The organism is Hymenobacter jeongseonensis, assembly GCF_015694725.1.
In the GTDB taxonomy this organism is placed as follows: domain Bacteria; phylum Bacteroidota; class Bacteroidia; order Cytophagales; family Hymenobacteraceae; genus Hymenobacter; species Hymenobacter jeongseonensis.
Window position 1 is genome coordinate 53061 of sequence record NZ_JADQDQ010000002.1, and the last position, 15990, is coordinate 69050.

A 15990-nucleotide genomic window follows, 5' to 3' on the forward strand; every position below is an offset into this window, starting at 1 on the left:
ATAACCCAACGACGCGCTTTCAAATTTAACCTAAAAAACCGGCTGAAGTCGGCCCATCGTCTGCGAGGCGCGTAATAAACAGGAAACCAACCGCCTGCTATTTCCGTGCCCGCCCCCTCCTACTTAATTGTTATCGGCACTTCGGCCGGCGGCATGCCGGCCCTGGTGAAACTAGTGGCCCAGCTTCCGGCCCACCTGCCGGCCGCGGTGCTGGTGGTGCAGCACTTCGCCCCCGATTCTGACGGCGAACACTTGGTGAGCCGCCTAGCCCGCCACACCGCCCTGCAATGCCGGCTGGCCGTGAGCGGCGATGCCATTGAGGCCGGCACCCTTTACCTGGCCCCTCCCGACTGCCACCTGCTGGTGAAAAATAGAAATGCCCCGTTCACCCTCGTGACCAAGGGCCCACGGGAAAACAACTACCGGCCGGCCATCGATGCGCTTTTTCGCTCGGCGGCCGTCACCTACGGGCCCGCCGTGGTGGGCGTGGTGCTCACCGGTATGCTGCACGACGGCACCGCCGGCCTCGAGTTTATTAAGCGCTGCGGCGGCGTGGCCGTGGTGCAAGACCCGCAAGATGCTGCGTTTCCCAGCATGCCGGAAACGGCCCTTCGCACGGTGAGCGTGGACTACGTGCTGCCGTTGAGCAGAATGGGCGCCCTGCTTGAAGAACTTACGCGCGGCTCCTTGCCCAAGGCCGCCGCCCCGAGCATCCCCGAAGACCTTAAACAGGAGGCCGCAATTGCGGAAAGAGTTGTGGGAACGACCGAAGAAGTTGACAAAATCGGGCACCTGGTGCCCCTCACCTGCCCCGACTGCGGCGGCAACCTCTGGGAACTGGAGCACGGCCAGGTGCAGCGCTACCGCTGCCACACCGGCCACTCCTTCACGGCCGATGTGCTGCTGCGCGAGTCTCAGCACAGCCTGGAAGAAACGCTGTGGGTGGCCCTGCGCATGATGGAAGAGCGCCGCAACCTGCTCAGCAGCATGGCCTCTCGCGACGCCAGCCCCTACGCCCCCCAACAGGCCGAGCGCATTGAAGAGCTCAAAAAGCACGTGAACCGGCTGCGAGAATTTCTGCTCTCCAGCAGCACCCCGCACCGCGGCACCGACGTGGTGCCCGAGCCGGAAGAATACGATTAGCAGCGCAGGCGGCTGGCAGCAAGTCCCCCGCGCTTTTCACCGAACTGCGTAAAAATGATGCGCCCTCAACTAGCCAAAAGCCCCCGCCGGGTTGTCTCCGGCGGGGGCTTTGGCAAGGTCTGGTTTAGTCACTATTTCCGATAACTGCCGCTGGCGGATACTGGGCTGGGGTGGTTATCGGCTACTTTTTGCAGGTTCAGAGAAGTCGTTGGAGCTAGCGGTTGCTCCCTGCTGCGGGAGGGTAATTAGCAGAGATAACGCTGCCGCGGTTGAGGTACTGCCGGAAAGCAGCGTGCTCCTGGGCCATTTGCTCGCGCACTTGGGCAATGGCTTGGGCCAGGGTGATTTCGCCGCTCACGTAGCGATGGAAGTACGAGAGGGTTTCCTCGTTGGGCACGGTGCCGCCCAGGGCTTGAATGGCGAGCGTGTTTTCGGCGGTGCGCTGGCGGCGCAGCCAGTTCTGGCGCTGGTCCTCGCTCAAGTGGTGCGGCATGGCTTCAGAATTTAAAATAGGCATGGTGGTAAAGCATTTTTTTACCAATGAATGAAATAGCCACCGCGCCCTCATGCCACCATTCGCAGGCCGCTTTGCCAGGCCGCGTCGAATAAGGTGGGCGCGAAACAGATGCCGGGGCTGTACCGCCAGTTGAGCAGGCGTTGCTTCACCTCATCGGAGGCGTGCACCACAACGAGCTGCTTATGCTGGGCCAGCAGTTTGTCGTGGTAGTCCAAGAGGGTGCGGGCGGCTTCGGTCGAGAGGGCGTCCACCAGTTCGCAATCGACCCACACGGCAGGCCTGCCGCTGCGGCAAGCGCACCTTAAAGAATAGTCCAGGGCGTACTCGGGGTCAGCCGGCTTGCCAGGCGTCAGGAGCAGCAAGTAGCTATCCGGAAGCAATTCGTGATAAACGGTTGTCATAGAGGGCAAAAAATGTATATAAACAACTGGCTACCAACCATCGGCTGGCAGCCATTCAAAGTCAAAGCAAATTTTTCCAGCGCACCATGGTCTACAAAGTTCGTCTTACTTTGCCAGTAGGCATCGGTTAGAAATACTTATTTCGTATAAGTATACCCTGAAAAAATCCATCAGTAGTAATCCCGAATACCTCGCCAAGCCTACGCCATTTGCAGCTTACTAAATTAAACTCGACAACTCGCAATACCCTCCCCTGAAACACGTAACCGCCTTCCGTACATATCGGTATTTTCCGCGAAAACCCTGATTTTGAGCCCTTCCGTAGCATACCCGCGCCCGTCGGCCTCGTTATAAGGCCGAATTGTTCCTGTTAATCCCTAACGCACTTTTCAGCCATGACTAACAAGGCAAAAAAACACGGCATCAACGCCGAGGCGCAACCGGAGGCCGGCAAGAAGGGCAACGAAAGTCCCCAAAACACCAACCGCGGCGGCAGTACCGAACAGCACCGCGAAACCGGCAAAAAAAGCAGCGAGCCTAAACACGGCGGCAAGAAATAACCCTTGCCACCGCCCCAAAAAAGCCCTGGTCAATTGCTTGGCCAGGGCTTTTTTGCAAAGCATAGTTCGTGCGGGATGGTCGCGGCTACAGGTGGCGTTAAAGTATTGTCCGGACGAATACGTCTGGCCTTGCCAGGACTTCCGGGCCGCCGGGCGTTGCACCGGCCCGTGCGGGTCGCTTTCTTTACAGTTCACGTTTCTCCAATTCTCTTCTCATTCTTTTCCCCTTGGTTTATGAGCCCTTCTGTACGCAACATCATTGCCTGGATTCTGCAAGTCCTGCTGGGCCTTTTTTTCATCAAGGCCGGCTTCGACAAACTCCAGGGCCTCGAAGGCACCATGAAGAATTTTAGCGGCATGGGCTTCCCCGGCTGGTTCGGCGGCCTCATTGGCGCGGCCGAGTTGCTGGGTGGCATCGGCCTGCTCATTCCGCGCACGGTGCGGCTCGCGGCGCTGGGCCTCATCGTCATCATGATTGGGGCCGTGGTTATGCACGCCACCAAAATCCCGGGCGGGCTGGCCGGCGGCATACCGGCCCTGGTGGCGCTGGTGCTGCTGGTGGTGTTGTACTTGCTGCGCCGCCCCGTGACCCGGCTGGCCTAATCCGGCTCGATTCTTTGTTATTTCACCGGCTTCGGGCCCGGCACCTGGCGGTGGCGGGCCCGAACCATTGGTGCCCGCACGGGTTGCTTGCCACGCGGCAGGCGGCGCGGGCTTTCTTTTTGCTTCATGAAAATTCTGTATAGTTACCTCCGCAACTATTGGGGACTGTTGGTGCTGGCGCTGGTGCTGGCTGCGGTCAACCAAATATTCTCGCTGCTCGACCCGTACATCTTCCGCAAGCTGGTCGACCATTTTGTGCCCAAAAACGGTGACCTCGGCGGCATTCTAAAAGTACCGTTCTGGCCTTTTTTCCGGGAGGCCATCCCCTATATCGGCTTCATGCTGGGCGTGGCCATGGTGTCGCGCATCGCCAAAAACTTTCAGGATTATTACGTCAACGTCATCACCCAACGGTTGGGCGCCAAGATGTATTCCGACGGCCTGCGCCACTCGCTGGAGCTGCCCTATCAGGTATTTGAGGACCAGCGCTCCGGCGAAACCCTCGGCAAGCTCCAAAAGGTGCGCATCGATGTAGAAAAGCTCATTCAGAGCTTTGTGAACGTGATATTTACGGCCTTGGTGGGCATCACCTTCGTGATGTGGTACGCCATCACGGTGTACTGGCCCATTGCGCTGGGCTACTTCCTCACCATCCCGCTGCTGGGCATTTTGAGCTTTTTGCTGAGCAAGCGCATCAAGGTGATTCAGAAAACCATCGTGGCCGAAACCACGGCCCTGGCCGGTTCTACCACCGAGAGCCTGCGCAACATCGAGCTCATCAAAAGCCTGGGCCTAGCCCAGCAGGAAACCGAGCGCCTGAACGCCACCACCGATAAAATCCTGAAGCTGGAGCTGCGCAAGGTGCGCTACCTGCGCTCGCTCAGCTTCGTGCAGGGCACGTTCGTGAACTTGCTGCGCAACATCATCATCCTGCTGTTGCTCTACCTGCGGGTGCAGAACCACATCACCCTGGGCGAGTTCTTCTCGTTCTTTATCTACTCGTTTTCCATCTTCGGGCCGCTGCAGGAGTTGGGCTCCATCATCGGCATTTACCGCGAAACCCAGATTTCGCTGGGCAACTTCCAGCAGATTCTCGACACGCCCAAGGACCAGAAACCGGCCCACCCCAAATCGGTGGCCCACATCGAGAACCTGGCCTTCGACCACGTCAGCTTCAAGCACCTCACGGCCAACGCCCCGGCGCTCAATGGCATTTCGTTCACCACCAAGCTGGGCGAAACCATTGCCTTCGTGGGCCCCTCGGGCTCGGGCAAAACCACGCTCGTGAAGCTGCTGGTAGGCCTCTACCCGCCCCGCTCGGGCCAGATTCTCTACAACGGCATTCCCGGTGCCGAAATCGACCTGGACGAGTTGCGCGAGCAAATCGGTTTCGTGACTCAGGACACCCAGCTGTTCTCCGGCACCATCCGCGAGAACCTGCGCTTTGTAGCGCCCAATGCCACCGACGAGGAATGCCTGCTGGCCCTGCGCCAAGCTGCGGCCGATACCCTGCTGGCCCGCGCCCCCAAAGGCCTCGACTCCGTGATTGGCGAAGGCGGCGTGAAGGTTTCGGGCGGCGAAAAGCAGCGCCTCAGCATTGCCCGTGCCCTACTGCGCAAGCCCACGCTCATGGTGTTCGACGAAGCCACGTCGGCCCTCGACTCCCTCACCGAAGAAGAAATCGGCAAGACGGTGCGCAAGCTGTCGGGCTCGCGCCAGCACATGACCATCCTCATTGCCCACCGCCTCAGCACCATCCTGCACGCCGACCGCATTTTTGTGCTGGAGCGCGGCCACATCGCCGAGCAGGGCCGCCACGAAGAATTGCTGCAGCAAAAAGGCCTCTACTACGCCATGTGGCGCCAGCAGATTGGCGAGCGCAAGGAAGAGGAAACGTCCGCGGTAGCGGTATAGCTCCACCTGTCTCGAACTAGCGGGTCCGATTGCCTAGCGCGGTCGGACCCGCTAGTTCGGCAGACATACGCTTACTGCTGCATGGCTACTGCAGCCTTTACTCAATCACAATTTTCTTGGGGTCGAAATCGGCTTTGGGCGGCTGCGGGTTCATGGCCTCCAAGGCGGCTACCACAATTTCGGTAATCGCCAAATCCCGCGCCCATTTTTGGTCGGCCGGCACCACAAACCACGGTGCGTGGGCCGGGGAGCAATTTCGGATGGCGTCCTCGTAGGCTTTTTGGTAGGCCTTCCACAGCTTGCGCTCCTTCAGGTCGTCGGGGTCGAACTTCCAGTGCTTGGTGGGGTCGTCGAGGCGGGCTTGCAGGCGGTCGGCCTGCTCTTTTTTGGAGATGTGCAGAAAGAATTTGAGGACCACGGTGCCGTTGTGGGTCAGCAGCTCTTCAAAATTATTGATGTCCTCGTAGCGACGTTTCCAGGTTTTCTCGTCAATCAGCCCGTGTACGCGGGTGATGAGCACATCCTCGTAGTGGGAGCGGTTGAATACCCCGATGTGCCCCCGTTTGGGGATTTGCGCATGAATGCGCCACAAAAAATCCTGGCTTAACTCACCGGTCGAAGGCGCTTTGAAGGAGGTGACGCGCACGCCCGCCGGATTAACGCCGGTAAGCAGGTTCTTGATGGCGCCGTCTTTGCCACCGGTATCCATGGCCTGGAAGATGAGCAGCACGTCGCGCTCCTGCTCCGCGTAGAGCAATTCCTGCAGCTGGCTCAGCCGCTCTCGTAGTTGCAAAAGGCGCGGACTGGCCTCGTCCTTGTCGTCGGGGCTATGAACGAAGGGGGTGATGTCATCGGGGTCAACGTGGGCCAGGCGAAAGGACTTGCCCATTACCTGAACGGCGGGCGTTTTGGGAATGTCGAATTTCATGATGAGGAAGAAAGTCTAGCTAACGCATAAATTCCACACGTTCTACTGAAAATCAGCAGGACGCGCGTTGTGCCCCGTCTTCAAGAGCCCCCGAAAAACCTCACTCCGTGATGAGCCGGGCCACGCCAAATGCCGCCGCCGCCGCCAGCGCGCCCACAAACGCCATTTTTAAGGCGCCGGCCACGGCGGGCTGGCCCGTCAGGCGGCTTTTGAAATACCCGAATACCAGCAAACACACCAGCGTTATCACCGCCGACCAAGCCAAGCCTTCCGTGGGCGTATCCGTAAAAAAGTAAGCCGACAACGGAATCAGCCCGCCCACAGCATAGGCCGTGCTGATGGTGAAGGCACTTTTGGGCGCCTGCTTGGGGTCGGGTTCTTCCAAACCAAGCTCGTATTTCATCATGAAGCGCACCCATTGCTCGGGGTCGGCCGTGAGCTCGGCCACGGCAGCGGCGCGGGTGGCTTCCGAGAGGCCCATTTCGGCCAGCAGCTCGTCTACTTCGGCGCGCTCGCGGTGGGGCACGTCCTGCACTTCGCGGTGTTCGCGGGCCAGCTCGGCCGCGTAGTGTTCTACTTCGGTACGGCCAGCCAAATAGCCGCCCAAGCCCATGGCGATGCTGCCGGCCACTATTTCGGCAAGGCCCGCGGTTATCACGAGGGCCGACGAATCCACCGCGCCGCTCAGGCCCGCCGCCAAGGCAAAAGGCACCGTGAGGCCATCGGACAAGCCAATGACCGTGTCCTGCAAAATGGCCGAACTGGTGAGGTGGTGCTCGTGGTGCAGCACGAAGTCGGGTTCGGTGAGGGCGGGGTCATTCATACTGCTTAAAGTAAAATCGAAGCGAAAAGATTAACTCAGCCTAGTGCTTTACGTACGTTGAAATAGATTTTTTGCGGCCGATTTGTTTCGGCATTCCTTTCACCTCATTCGAACTCATCGTTATGGCATCACCCGCCAAAACTGCGGCCCCCAAAGGCCCTGCTACCAAAAAAGCGGCTCCCGCTGCCAAGAAACCCGCTGCCGCTTCGGCCAGCAGCAACGGCAAAGGCGCCAACACCGGCAAAGGTGCCGGCAGCAATGCCGCCGTCGACATTCAGCCCCGCCTCAACCAGCAGCAGAACGCCCCCTCCCCCACGCAGCGCTACGGCACCGTCAGCCAGCGCCTGCCCATCGGCCTGAGCGAACCCACCCGCCGCGAAAGCGTGACGATGCTCAACCAACTGCTGGCCGATACCATCACGCTGCGCGACATGTACAAAAAACACCATTGGCAGGTGGTGGGCCCCACATTCTACCAGCTGCACTTGCTGTTTGATAAGCACTACGAAGAGCAGTCGGTGCTAGTCGATGCCATTGCCGAACGCATTCAGATTCTGGGTGGCGTGGCCGTGGCCATGGCCCACGACGTGGCCGAGCTGAGCAGCATCCCCCGCGTGCCCCGCGACCGCGAAGAAGCGCCCGTGCAAGTATCACGCCTGCTCGATGGCCACCAGCGCATCCTCAAAAACTGCCACGACTACGCCAGCAAAGCGGATGATTCGGGCGACGACGGCACCAACGACCTCATCGTGAGCCAACTCGTTCGCACCAACGAAATGCAGGTTTGGTTTGTAGCCGAGCACGTGGTAGACTCGCCGCTTACCCAAGCCGAGTAGACTTCGGAGTTACTCCATTAAAAAGGCTGCCGCAAAACCTGCGGCAGCCTTTTTTAGGTCTTCTAAGCAGTCGATTTCGGAAGGGCTTTGGCTCGATTTGTTTATTCTTCGCGGGCAATCAGCTTTTCCGTGTGGTTATCCTCGGCCTCTTCAATTGAGTGCGTTTTGCCCAAATCGGTGTCTTGCTTGGCCAGTTCGACCAACGTACCATAGAAGCCGTGGAGGATGGCAATTTCTTCCTCCGAAAAATCCTGGGCGTTGATAAGACGGTTGCTGGCCCCTTGCGTGGCCGCAATCAGTTCGTTGAGCTTGAGGTGCAACACCAGCGAATCCTTGTTTTGGGCACGCTGAATCAGAAAAACCATCAAAAATGTAATGATGGTAGTCCCCGTATTGATGACCAGTTGCCAGGTTTCGGAATAATGAAACAGCGGCCCCACCGCGGCCCAGACTACTACCATCCCGGCCGCCGCCATAAAGGCCGCTGTCGAGCCCGAAAACCTAGTAATGCCTCCGGCCATGCGGCCAAAAAAGGAGGAAGATGGAGAAGTTTTCATAACAAAAAGTGGCTAAGAAGAATAAATTACAGCAAGCTAAGACGCGAAGATGCGTAGTAATCATCTGAAACAGGGCGCATTGCTGAAAAAGCTCCTTTGAAGGTTGTGTGGCCAGAATGCAGCGGCTATCTTTGCACCCGCTTCACCACCTCAGTGAAGCCGGTTTCGGCCGAATTACCCAGGTTTAGTTGCTCTATTTGCGCACGTGGTGAAACTGGTAGACACGCCATCTTGAGGGGGTGGTGCCTTCGGGTGTGGGAGTTCGAATCTCCCCGCGCGCACGCAAACGAAAAAGGCCCGTTCCAATTGCTTGGAACGGGCCTTTTTCGTTTCAGCCTGCTTTTGTTTGTCTTGCTTAGCGTAGCACCAAATCAAGTTTGAGCCAGCTGTTCAGCGGTAATAAGGTGCTTCGCTACGCTCAGCATAACAGACAAAGCAAGGTAGCGCCCCCTCAAAGCCTACAACCCGCCTGGTCCATCAAATGGGTTGCCGGGCTTCACCAGCACCACTCGCTCTCGTTCCACCACTACCTGCCCAGGCAGCGCGCCCTTGGGCTTGCGCACGAACTTCTTGGGCGTCACGGTCACGGGGCACAGCGAATCGTGCTGGCGGCGCGAGTACCAGCCGGCCAGCTGCGCGGCGTGTTCCACCACGGGCTCCGGCACGGGCTGCCCGGCCTTATGGCGGATGACAACGTGCGAGCCCGTCACGTCTTTGGCGTGCAGCCAGAGGTCGTCTTTGTGCGCGTATTTCTGCGTGAGCAAGTCGTTGTTCACCGCGTTGCGGCCCACCAAAATGGTAAAGCCACGGTCTTCAAATACCTTGAAGGGAAGCTCGGTTGTGGCTTTGGCAGCCGTAGGGGTTGGGTCTAGGCCGTGCTGCTTGCGCCAGGTGCGCAGGCCCCGCAGTTCGGCCAGAGCGGGCACGGTGTCCATTTCCTCCAAGCGCTCCAACGCGGTGAATGCTTCGGCCTCGCGGCGGGTGATGCGCTCGGCAAGCTGGCGCTCTTCAATCTGCTGGTTTTTGCCTTTTCGGTAGAGGTTTTCGGCGGTGAGCTGGGGTTTTTCGGTGCGCTTCAGCTTGATGAGTTTGGGCTGGTTGGTATAAAAATCCAGCACTTCGATTTGCGTGGCCCCCGCGGGAATGTCGTGCAGGTTGGCCATGATAAGGTCGGCGGTGTGGCGGTAGCCGGCTTCGTGGGCCAAGGCGTGCAAGCGCTGGCGGGCATGGGCCGCGGCCGTGCTGGCTTCATCGGCCCGGCGCTCCAGCAGCTGGCGCAGCTGCTTGGTTTCCATTTCCAGGGCGCGCCGGCCCAAGGCCATGGGCACAAAGCGGCGCAAGGCGCCAATGGGGTCGTCGCCGGGCAGCGTTTCCAGAATGTCGCCCAAGGGCAGCAGACTCAATCGGGTGCGGCCTTCAAGCTGAATGACGTAGTAGTGCGCCGGCTTTTCCAGTTGGGCCAGCACTTGGTTTACTAGGCGGGTTTTGGCTTCGAGCGGGGCCGGGTCGTAGCCATTGGCGCGAAGGTAGCGGGCGGGCAGGTCGGCCAGCGGCGGCGGCAATTTACCAGGCGCAGGCGGCACGGGCGCGGCCTGAGGCCGCAGCTCGCCATCGGCAACCAGCTTCTGCTGGAAAAGCTGGGCTGATGCTTCCGGCGTGGACCGAAAAATGGCGTTCGGGCGCGGGCCGTAGAGTTTGAACACCAGCCGGGCGCCACTTCGGAAATTCATTTGCAACACCCGGTCCTGGGGCCACGCCGCCACGGTTTCAACTTGCTGGCCGAGCATTTCCGGGAACAAATCCACGGAATTGGCCCGGGCGCGCTGGAAGGTTTCGGGCAGGGCTAGGGCCGGGAAAGTGGCGCCCAGCTGGGCTTTCAGCCAGAACTCTGAGTTGCCATTGGTGAGGCCCACCACCAGCTCGTCTTTTTCCTGCGAGAAGCACACAGCCACGCGGTAGCCACGCAGCCGCTCGGTGAGGGCAGGCGCAAGCTGGCGCAGAAAGTAATAGTTGGTGTGCATGATACCGAGGTGGAAGGAGCTTCAAAGCTGCGGAGCGACTATTTCTTGCACCGAAAGTATTCTAACAAACAAGGGCCGTGACTTCCGCACCTCAAGCCAGAACGGCACGTGCAAAGCTACCAAGTATAGCAGCCCAACGATTGGCACGCAGCCCAGGCCCAGCAATACTTTACTAAAAATCCCGCTGCCGTTTTCAACCAAAACTTTGCTAATAACCTGCCCCACTGCATATAAGAATCCAAGGCTTATCACTGCTACCACCAGCCGGGGCAGGCGGTACTCAATCAGCACGGTGCTTCCGGGGCCGGTGGGACTTGGCTTAACCCAGCCGCTAATCTGCGGCAGTAGAGAAGATTCGTAGGGCTTCGCGATGCGACGAACGGCAAAAGCATCCGCCTCAACCGCGCCGTAGAAGCACTGAAAAGCAGCTGCGCTGTCGACCGTCACCAACGGTTTCCGGTCAACGGTATTTGTGCCCATGCGCCGGATGGCTTCACCCGGTGCCAATGGTGAATAAAATTCCTGGCTAGTAACTGGGTACCACTGCATAAAATCAGATGGTGACCTTCAGCCCGTCGTAGGCCAGCCGAATCCAGGGTGGCAACTCCGCTTCCACGTCGTGGTGGCGGCCCAGTTGGTGGCTGATGTGCGTGAGGTACGCGCGTTTCGGCTGGGCTTCTTCCAGCACGTTGATGGCTTGCGCCAGCGTGAAGTGCGAAATGTGCTCTTCGCGGCGGAGGGCATTGAGCACAATAACGTCGGCGTCGCGGAGCTGGGCGCGGGTTTCCAAGCCGATGTGGTTGGCATCGGTGAGGTAGCAGAAGCCGCCGATGCGGAAACCCAGCACGGGCAGCTTGTGGTGCATGGCCCGCAACGGCTGCACGGGCACGCCCAGCACGTCGAACGGCGCGTCGTCGCGCTCAATGGGGTGCAGCCGCACGCGGGGCACCCCTGGGTATTTGTGCTCGGCAAAAATGTAGGCAAACTCCTGCTGCAGCTGGCGCAGCACGCGCGGCTCGCCGTAGACGGGCATGTCCATTTGCTGCCGGAAGTTGAACGCCCGAATGTCGTCGAGGCCGGCCGTGTGGTCTTTGTGCTCGTGGGTAAAAAGCAGCGCATCGAGGCGCGTGATGCGGGCCCGCAGCATCTGCTGGCGGAAATCCGGCCCCGAATCAATCACGAAGCTGTGCTCGCCGATGGCCACGTGCACCGACACCCGCAACCGTTGGTCGCGGTGGTCGAGCGAGCGGCACACGTCGCAGGTACAGCCTATCATGGGCACCCCCGAGGAAGTGCCGGTGCCGAGAAAGGTTACTTGCACTTCGTTTTAGTTATGAATGATGAGTGTTGAATAATGAGTTGCCCTTGAAGAATCAGCGAAGCCAGCGGCGCTAGTAAAGCGGCGCTGGCTTCAGCTCATAACCCATCATTCAACCCTCACCATTCCCTACCCTACGTACTGCTTCACCACGCGCACCAGCGCATCAAAGTCGAGCGGCTTGGGCAGGTAATCGGTCACGCCGGCCTCACGGAACTGGTCCATCGAGTAGTTGTTGGCGTTGCCGGTGATGGCAATAATGGGCAGTTTGTTGATTTTGGAGTCGGCATGGGCCCGGATTTCCCGCGTGCACTGCATGCCGTCTTTGATGGGAATATTGATGTCCATCAACACGCAATCGACGGGGTTGCTTTCCAATTGCTTCATCACTTCTCCCCCGTTTTTGGCCAGCACAATTTTATATTTCTGCAGCTCCAGGATTTTGCGGGTAAGATTGAGAATTACCGAGCTGTCCTCAGCAATCAGAATGGTTTTAGCGGGTGAATCTGCTGACATAAGCGTAGGATTGAGGGTTGGGGCGTGGGGCAGAATAGAATGGAACGTGGCGGCAATTAATCGTTTGAGGCGTTTGCGACGCGTTCGACCGCGCTGGGATATTCGGCGACGAACTGTACAAAGTAATGTTCTAGAAGTTGAAAACCCGCGTCCCCCTTTTCCACTTGGTCGGCTTTGAACTCCTGCTCGAGGCGGCGGGCCTGGGCGGCCAGGGCCACGCCGCCCAGCGTGGCCGCCGTGCCCTTCAACTGATGAAGCATGGGCAGCAACTCCTTAAACTGAGCGGCGGCCGCCAGCGGAGCCGCTTCCCGCAGCAATTCGCCGGCTTCCTGCTCAAATTCCTGGTATAGTTCGGTCGTGAATTCAGCGCCACCCAAATCGAGCAGCTGCCGCGTAATGGCTTCGTCAAGCGTCGGCTCAGCAGCGCTATTCTTGGCAGGCTCCGCAACCACGGCCGCAAGGGCCACCGGCGCCGGCGCTACCAGGGCCGCCCCAACCTTTGCCAATGGCAGCGCACCAGCGGCACCGGTTTCCTCGGTAGCGGGGCGCGTGGGGCGGGGGCGCAGCCAGCGGTGCAGCACTTCGTAGAGGTGGCGGCTTTTCACGGGCTTGCCCACGTAGTCGTCGAGGCCCTGGCGCATGAAGCGGCCGGCATCTTCCTGCATCGAATAGGCCGTCATGGCCACTACCGGGGGGCAGGCCTCGCCCAGCAGGCGCCGGATTTCGGCCGTGGCCGCCACCCCGTCCATGTCCGGCATCTGGATGTCCATGAAGATGATGCTGTAAGCGGCCGTGGCGGCCGTGGCCAGGGCAATGGCCTCGGGGCCGCTGCCGGCCACATCCACCTGGCAGCCCAGCTTGGTGAGCAGGCGCAGGCCCACTTTTTGGTTGATGGCGTTGTCGTCGACCAGCAGCACGCGGGGCTCGGCCTCAAATGGCTGAAACACGGCATCGCGCACGGGGGCGGGCACCGGCATGTCTTCCACACGAGCTTCGCGGGCCGTAATGGTGAACCAGAACACGCTGCCCTCGCCCTCGTCCGAGAGCACCCCAATCTCGCCGCCCAGCAGCTCCGCCAGCTGCCGGCTGATGCTCAGGCCCAAGCCCGTGCCGCCGTAGGCTTTGCTGGGCGTGGTGTCGAGCTGCGTGAAATTGGTAAAGAGCAAGCTGGCGTTATCGCTCGAAATGCCAATGCCCGAGTCCTGAACCGCGAAGCGCAGGGTGTGGTTCAGGCCATCGGTGCTTACGCTGGACACGATGATGGCCACCGTGCCTTCGTTGGTGAACTTGATGGCGTTGGCCACCAGATTGGACAGGATTTGCAGCAACCGCACTTCGTCCGTCATCACGTAGCGGGGCGTGTGCGGCGTGATGTGGTAGGTGAAGCGGATGTGCTTCTGCTCGGCCCGGTAGATGAACAGGGCGCGGATACGCTCCATCACGGCCTGCAATTCCAGGGCGCTTTCGTGCACCTGCAGCTTGCCGGCCTGAATCTTCGACAAGTCCAGGATGTCGTTCAGGATGGTGAGCAGGGCGTCGGAGCTCTTGCGCAACGTGTCCACGTAGTCGAGCTGCTCGTCGGTTTCCACGGTCTGGTCGAGCAGGTCAATCATGCCAATGATGCCGTTCATGGGCGTGCGCAGCTCGTGGCTCATGTTGGCCAGGAACTGGGTTTTGGCTTCCAGCGCCGCTTCGGCTTCGTCCTTCGCCTTGCGCAGGTCGTCCTGCATCTGTTGGATTTCGGTGACGTCGCGGGCAATGCCTTCGGTCCCGATTTCTCCGTCTTTTACCACGCGGGCGTTCACCAGCACGCTCACAGGGTACCCATCCTTGTGCCACATCTGGGTTTCGAAGTTGCGCAGGCCGCCGTTGCGCTGCATCTCGTCCAAGGCCCGTTTCCGGTCGTCGCCCTCTACGTAGTAGTTCATCACGGGCTGGCCAATCACTTCCTCGGGCTTGTAGCCCAGCACGTCGTAGGCCGACGGGCTGACGATGGTGAACAGCCCGTCCTTGTCGGTACGGTAGTAAATGTCCTGGAAAGACTCGAAGATGGAGCGAAACTTCTCCTCCTGCGCCTCCAAGGCCAATTGGGCCCGTTTTTGCTCCGTGATGTCGTGGGCAATGGCCGAGATTTCCTCAAACGACCCGTCACCCAAATAAATCGGGTTCAGGTAGATATCCGTCCACACTTCGTTGCCCCGGCGGTCGCGCAGGCACATTTCGAAGCGCTGCGCCTGGCCTTTGGCCGCGGCCTCGTAGTGGTGCACAAACACGTTGCGTTCGTCTTCGGGCATGTGGGCCAGGTCGGCTTCCCACAGGTCGAGGCCGCGCACGGGGTACATGCCGTTGCGCCGCAGAAACAGGGCCGCGTAGTTGCGGTTGTAGTTCATGAGGCGGGCCCGGGTGTCCACGGTCCACATCACGTGCGAGCCACTTTCGAAAATGGCGTTCAGGCGGGCGGTTTGCTTGCCAATCTGCTCTTCGTTGCGCTTGCGCTCAATGGCCAGGGCCACCTGGTTCGAGATGAAGTGCAGCACGTCGAGGTCGCTGGGCGTGTAGGCGTCGGCGCGGCTGTAATCCTGCACGGCCAGCACCCCAATAATGCGGTCGCCGATGCTCAGCGGCGAGGCCAGCATCACCTCGGGCACCAGCCCGTAAGACGTGATGGTGCCGTTCTGAATCAGCTGCTGAAAATCGGTGTGGGTGAGGTACCGGGGCTGCCCGCCGCCAATGATGTACTCCGACACCCCCGTGGAAAACGGCATGGCGCCCTGCGGCCGGTGCTGGGGGTGCTGGTCGACGTGGTAGGCAAACTGTAGCTGCGTGCGGGCATCGTCGCAGAGCGCAATAAACAGGTTGCTGGTTTCAATAATCTTGCTCAGCTCCCGGTGAATGGCTCCGTACAAGCTGGGCAAGTCCTTGGCGCTGATGGCCAGGTTGGCAATGCTGTAGTAAACTTTTTGCAGGCGCTCGGCCTTGATGCGGTCGGTAATGTCGTGCAGGATGGCGCGGCTGCTGGCCGGCTGGCCTTCCTCGCGCACCACGCTCATGCTGCCGATGAGGTGCACCGGTTTGCCCACGTTGGTCAGAAACACGGTTTCGACTTTGTTCACCGGCTCGCCGTCGTAGAGGTTGCGCAGCTGGTAGAGCAGTTTGGCCTTGTAGTACGGGTGCACCACGTCGGCCAGGGTGCGGGTGGCCAGCTCGGCGTCGGTGTAGCCCAGCTTTTCCTTCCAGGCCTTGTTCACGAACAGGAAGTTGTTGTCGGCGCTGAGGTGCTGCACCAAATCCTGAGCGTTGTCGAGGAAGTCCTGCAGGTGGGTGGTATCGCCGGCCAGCCCCTGGCTAGTGAGCGCCTGGGTGGTGGGCTCGTGGCCGGCCATCCACACGCCCGTAATGGTGCCAGCGGCATTGCGCGTGAAGTCGCCCCGCCAGTGCACCTGGCGCAGCTGGCCCGCCCGCGTGAGAATGGGCCGCTCGTAGAACGGGGCCAACGATTCGCTGGCAATGCAGGCAAGCAGTTCTAGCAGCCGGGTTTTACGCTCGGCCGGCGGCGAAAACATCTGGTGGCACACCTGCCCGATGACGCGCTCGCGGGGGTAGCCCACCAGCGACAAAAAGGTCTCGTTGGTTTCGACGACGACGCCCTGGGTGTCGAGCATCAAGTAGGCCTGCCCCAGTTGGTCAAACAGCACGCTCGTGGGCGGGGCCACGGGCTGGGGCAAGGAAACAACCGGATTTGAACTCATGTGCCGATGCGTAATGCCTGCAAATATTTCCGGCTAAGATAGCCACCGGGCCGGCGAGCCCATGCGTAAATTTGGCCAAAATATAACGCCGCACGGCCCAGGTC

Annotated in this window: 15 protein-coding genes and 1 tRNA gene; 6 read left to right on the top strand and 10 right to left on the bottom strand. The window is 59.9% G+C overall.

Annotation, left to right across the window (positions count from 1 at the left end):
- Window positions 1–105 precede the first annotated feature (105 nt).
- Complete coding sequence (locus I2I05_RS03850; RefSeq protein WP_317192315.1) at window positions 106–1143, top strand: chemotaxis protein CheB; 1038 nt, start codon at window positions 106–108, stop codon at window positions 1141–1143.
- A 214-nt stretch (window positions 1144–1357) separates the two neighbouring features.
- Here I2I05_RS03850 and I2I05_RS03855 read toward each other — a convergent pair whose 3' ends face one another.
- Entirely contained in the window at window positions 1358–1636 is a 279-nt protein-coding gene (locus I2I05_RS03855) for an antitoxin VbhA family protein (protein WP_196280919.1), read from the bottom strand.
- A gap of 71 nt (window positions 1637–1707) precedes the next feature.
- A complete protein-coding gene (locus tag I2I05_RS03860; RefSeq protein WP_196280920.1) occupies window positions 1708–2061 on the bottom strand; it encodes a hypothetical protein in 354 nt (117 codons plus the stop codon).
- 395 nt (window positions 2062–2456) lie between these two features.
- Here I2I05_RS03860 and I2I05_RS03865 point away from each other — a divergent pair, with 395 nt between their 5' ends.
- The 3 genes from I2I05_RS03865 (at window position 2457) to I2I05_RS03875 (ending at window position 5138) form a co-directional block, all read left to right on the top strand.
- A complete protein-coding gene (locus tag I2I05_RS03865) occupies window positions 2457–2621 on the top strand; it encodes a hypothetical protein (protein WP_196280921.1) in 165 nt (54 codons plus the stop codon).
- A 234-nt stretch (window positions 2622–2855) separates the two neighbouring features.
- Window positions 2856–3224, top strand: coding sequence for a DoxX family protein (locus I2I05_RS03870; RefSeq protein WP_196280922.1), 369 nt, complete (start codon window positions 2856–2858; stop codon window positions 3222–3224).
- Window positions 3225–3350: 126 nt separating this feature from the next.
- Window positions 3351–5138: an ABC transporter ATP-binding protein gene (locus tag I2I05_RS03875; RefSeq protein WP_196280923.1), complete on the top strand. Its 1788-nt coding sequence runs from the start codon at window positions 3351–3353 to the stop codon at window positions 5136–5138.
- 97 nt (window positions 5139–5235) lie between these two features.
- Here the strand turns inward: I2I05_RS03875 and I2I05_RS03880 are convergent, their stop codons facing one another.
- On the bottom strand, window positions 5236–6066 hold the full coding sequence (locus I2I05_RS03880; RefSeq protein WP_196280924.1) for a polyphosphate kinase 2 family protein: 831 nt from the start codon (window positions 6064–6066) through the stop codon (window positions 5236–5238).
- 100 nt (window positions 6067–6166) lie between these two features.
- Window positions 6167–6889 carry a VIT1/CCC1 transporter family protein gene (locus tag I2I05_RS03885; protein ID WP_196280925.1) on the bottom strand — a complete coding sequence of 241 codons (723 nt, stop codon included), beginning with the start codon at window positions 6887–6889 and terminating at the stop codon, window positions 6167–6169.
- A 122-nt stretch (window positions 6890–7011) separates the two neighbouring features.
- Between I2I05_RS03885 and I2I05_RS03890 the strand changes: the two genes are divergently transcribed.
- Window positions 7012–7725, top strand: a complete 714-nt coding sequence (locus tag I2I05_RS03890) for a Dps family protein (RefSeq protein ID WP_196280926.1) — start codon at window positions 7012–7014, stop codon at window positions 7723–7725.
- A gap of 101 nt (window positions 7726–7826) precedes the next feature.
- Here I2I05_RS03890 and I2I05_RS03895 read toward each other — a convergent pair whose 3' ends face one another.
- Window positions 7827–8282 (bottom strand): low affinity iron permease family protein, encoded by a 456-nt coding sequence (locus I2I05_RS03895; RefSeq protein ID WP_196280927.1) that lies wholly within the window; start codon window positions 8280–8282, stop codon window positions 7827–7829.
- 199 nt (window positions 8283–8481) lie between these two features.
- Here I2I05_RS03895 and I2I05_RS03900 point away from each other — a divergent pair.
- Window positions 8482–8563 (top strand) — tRNA-Leu (locus I2I05_RS03900).
- A gap of 177 nt (window positions 8564–8740) precedes the next feature.
- Here I2I05_RS03900 and I2I05_RS03905 read toward each other — a convergent pair.
- The 5 genes from I2I05_RS03905 to I2I05_RS03925 all read right to left on the bottom strand — a co-directional run bounded on the left by I2I05_RS03905 (window position 8741) and on the right by I2I05_RS03925 (window position 15886).
- Window positions 8741–10303: an NFACT RNA binding domain-containing protein gene (locus I2I05_RS03905; RefSeq protein WP_196280928.1), complete on the bottom strand. Its 1563-nt coding sequence runs from the start codon at window positions 10301–10303 to the stop codon at window positions 8741–8743.
- Between the two features lie 21 nt (window positions 10304–10324).
- Window positions 10325–10783, bottom strand: a complete 459-nt coding sequence (locus tag I2I05_RS03910) for a hypothetical protein (protein ID WP_196280929.1) — start codon at window positions 10781–10783, stop codon at window positions 10325–10327.
- A 73-nt stretch (window positions 10784–10856) separates the two neighbouring features.
- Window positions 10857–11624, bottom strand: coding sequence for an MBL fold metallo-hydrolase (locus I2I05_RS03915; RefSeq protein ID WP_196280930.1), 768 nt, complete (start codon window positions 11622–11624; stop codon window positions 10857–10859).
- 126 nt (window positions 11625–11750) lie between these two features.
- Window positions 11751–12137, bottom strand: a complete 387-nt coding sequence (locus tag I2I05_RS03920; RefSeq protein ID WP_196280931.1) for a response regulator — start codon at window positions 12135–12137, stop codon at window positions 11751–11753.
- 56 nt (window positions 12138–12193) lie between these two features.
- A complete protein-coding gene (locus tag I2I05_RS03925) occupies window positions 12194–15886 on the bottom strand; it encodes a PAS domain S-box protein (protein WP_196280932.1) in 3693 nt (1230 codons plus the stop codon).
- Between the last annotated feature and the right edge of the window lie 104 nt (window positions 15887–15990).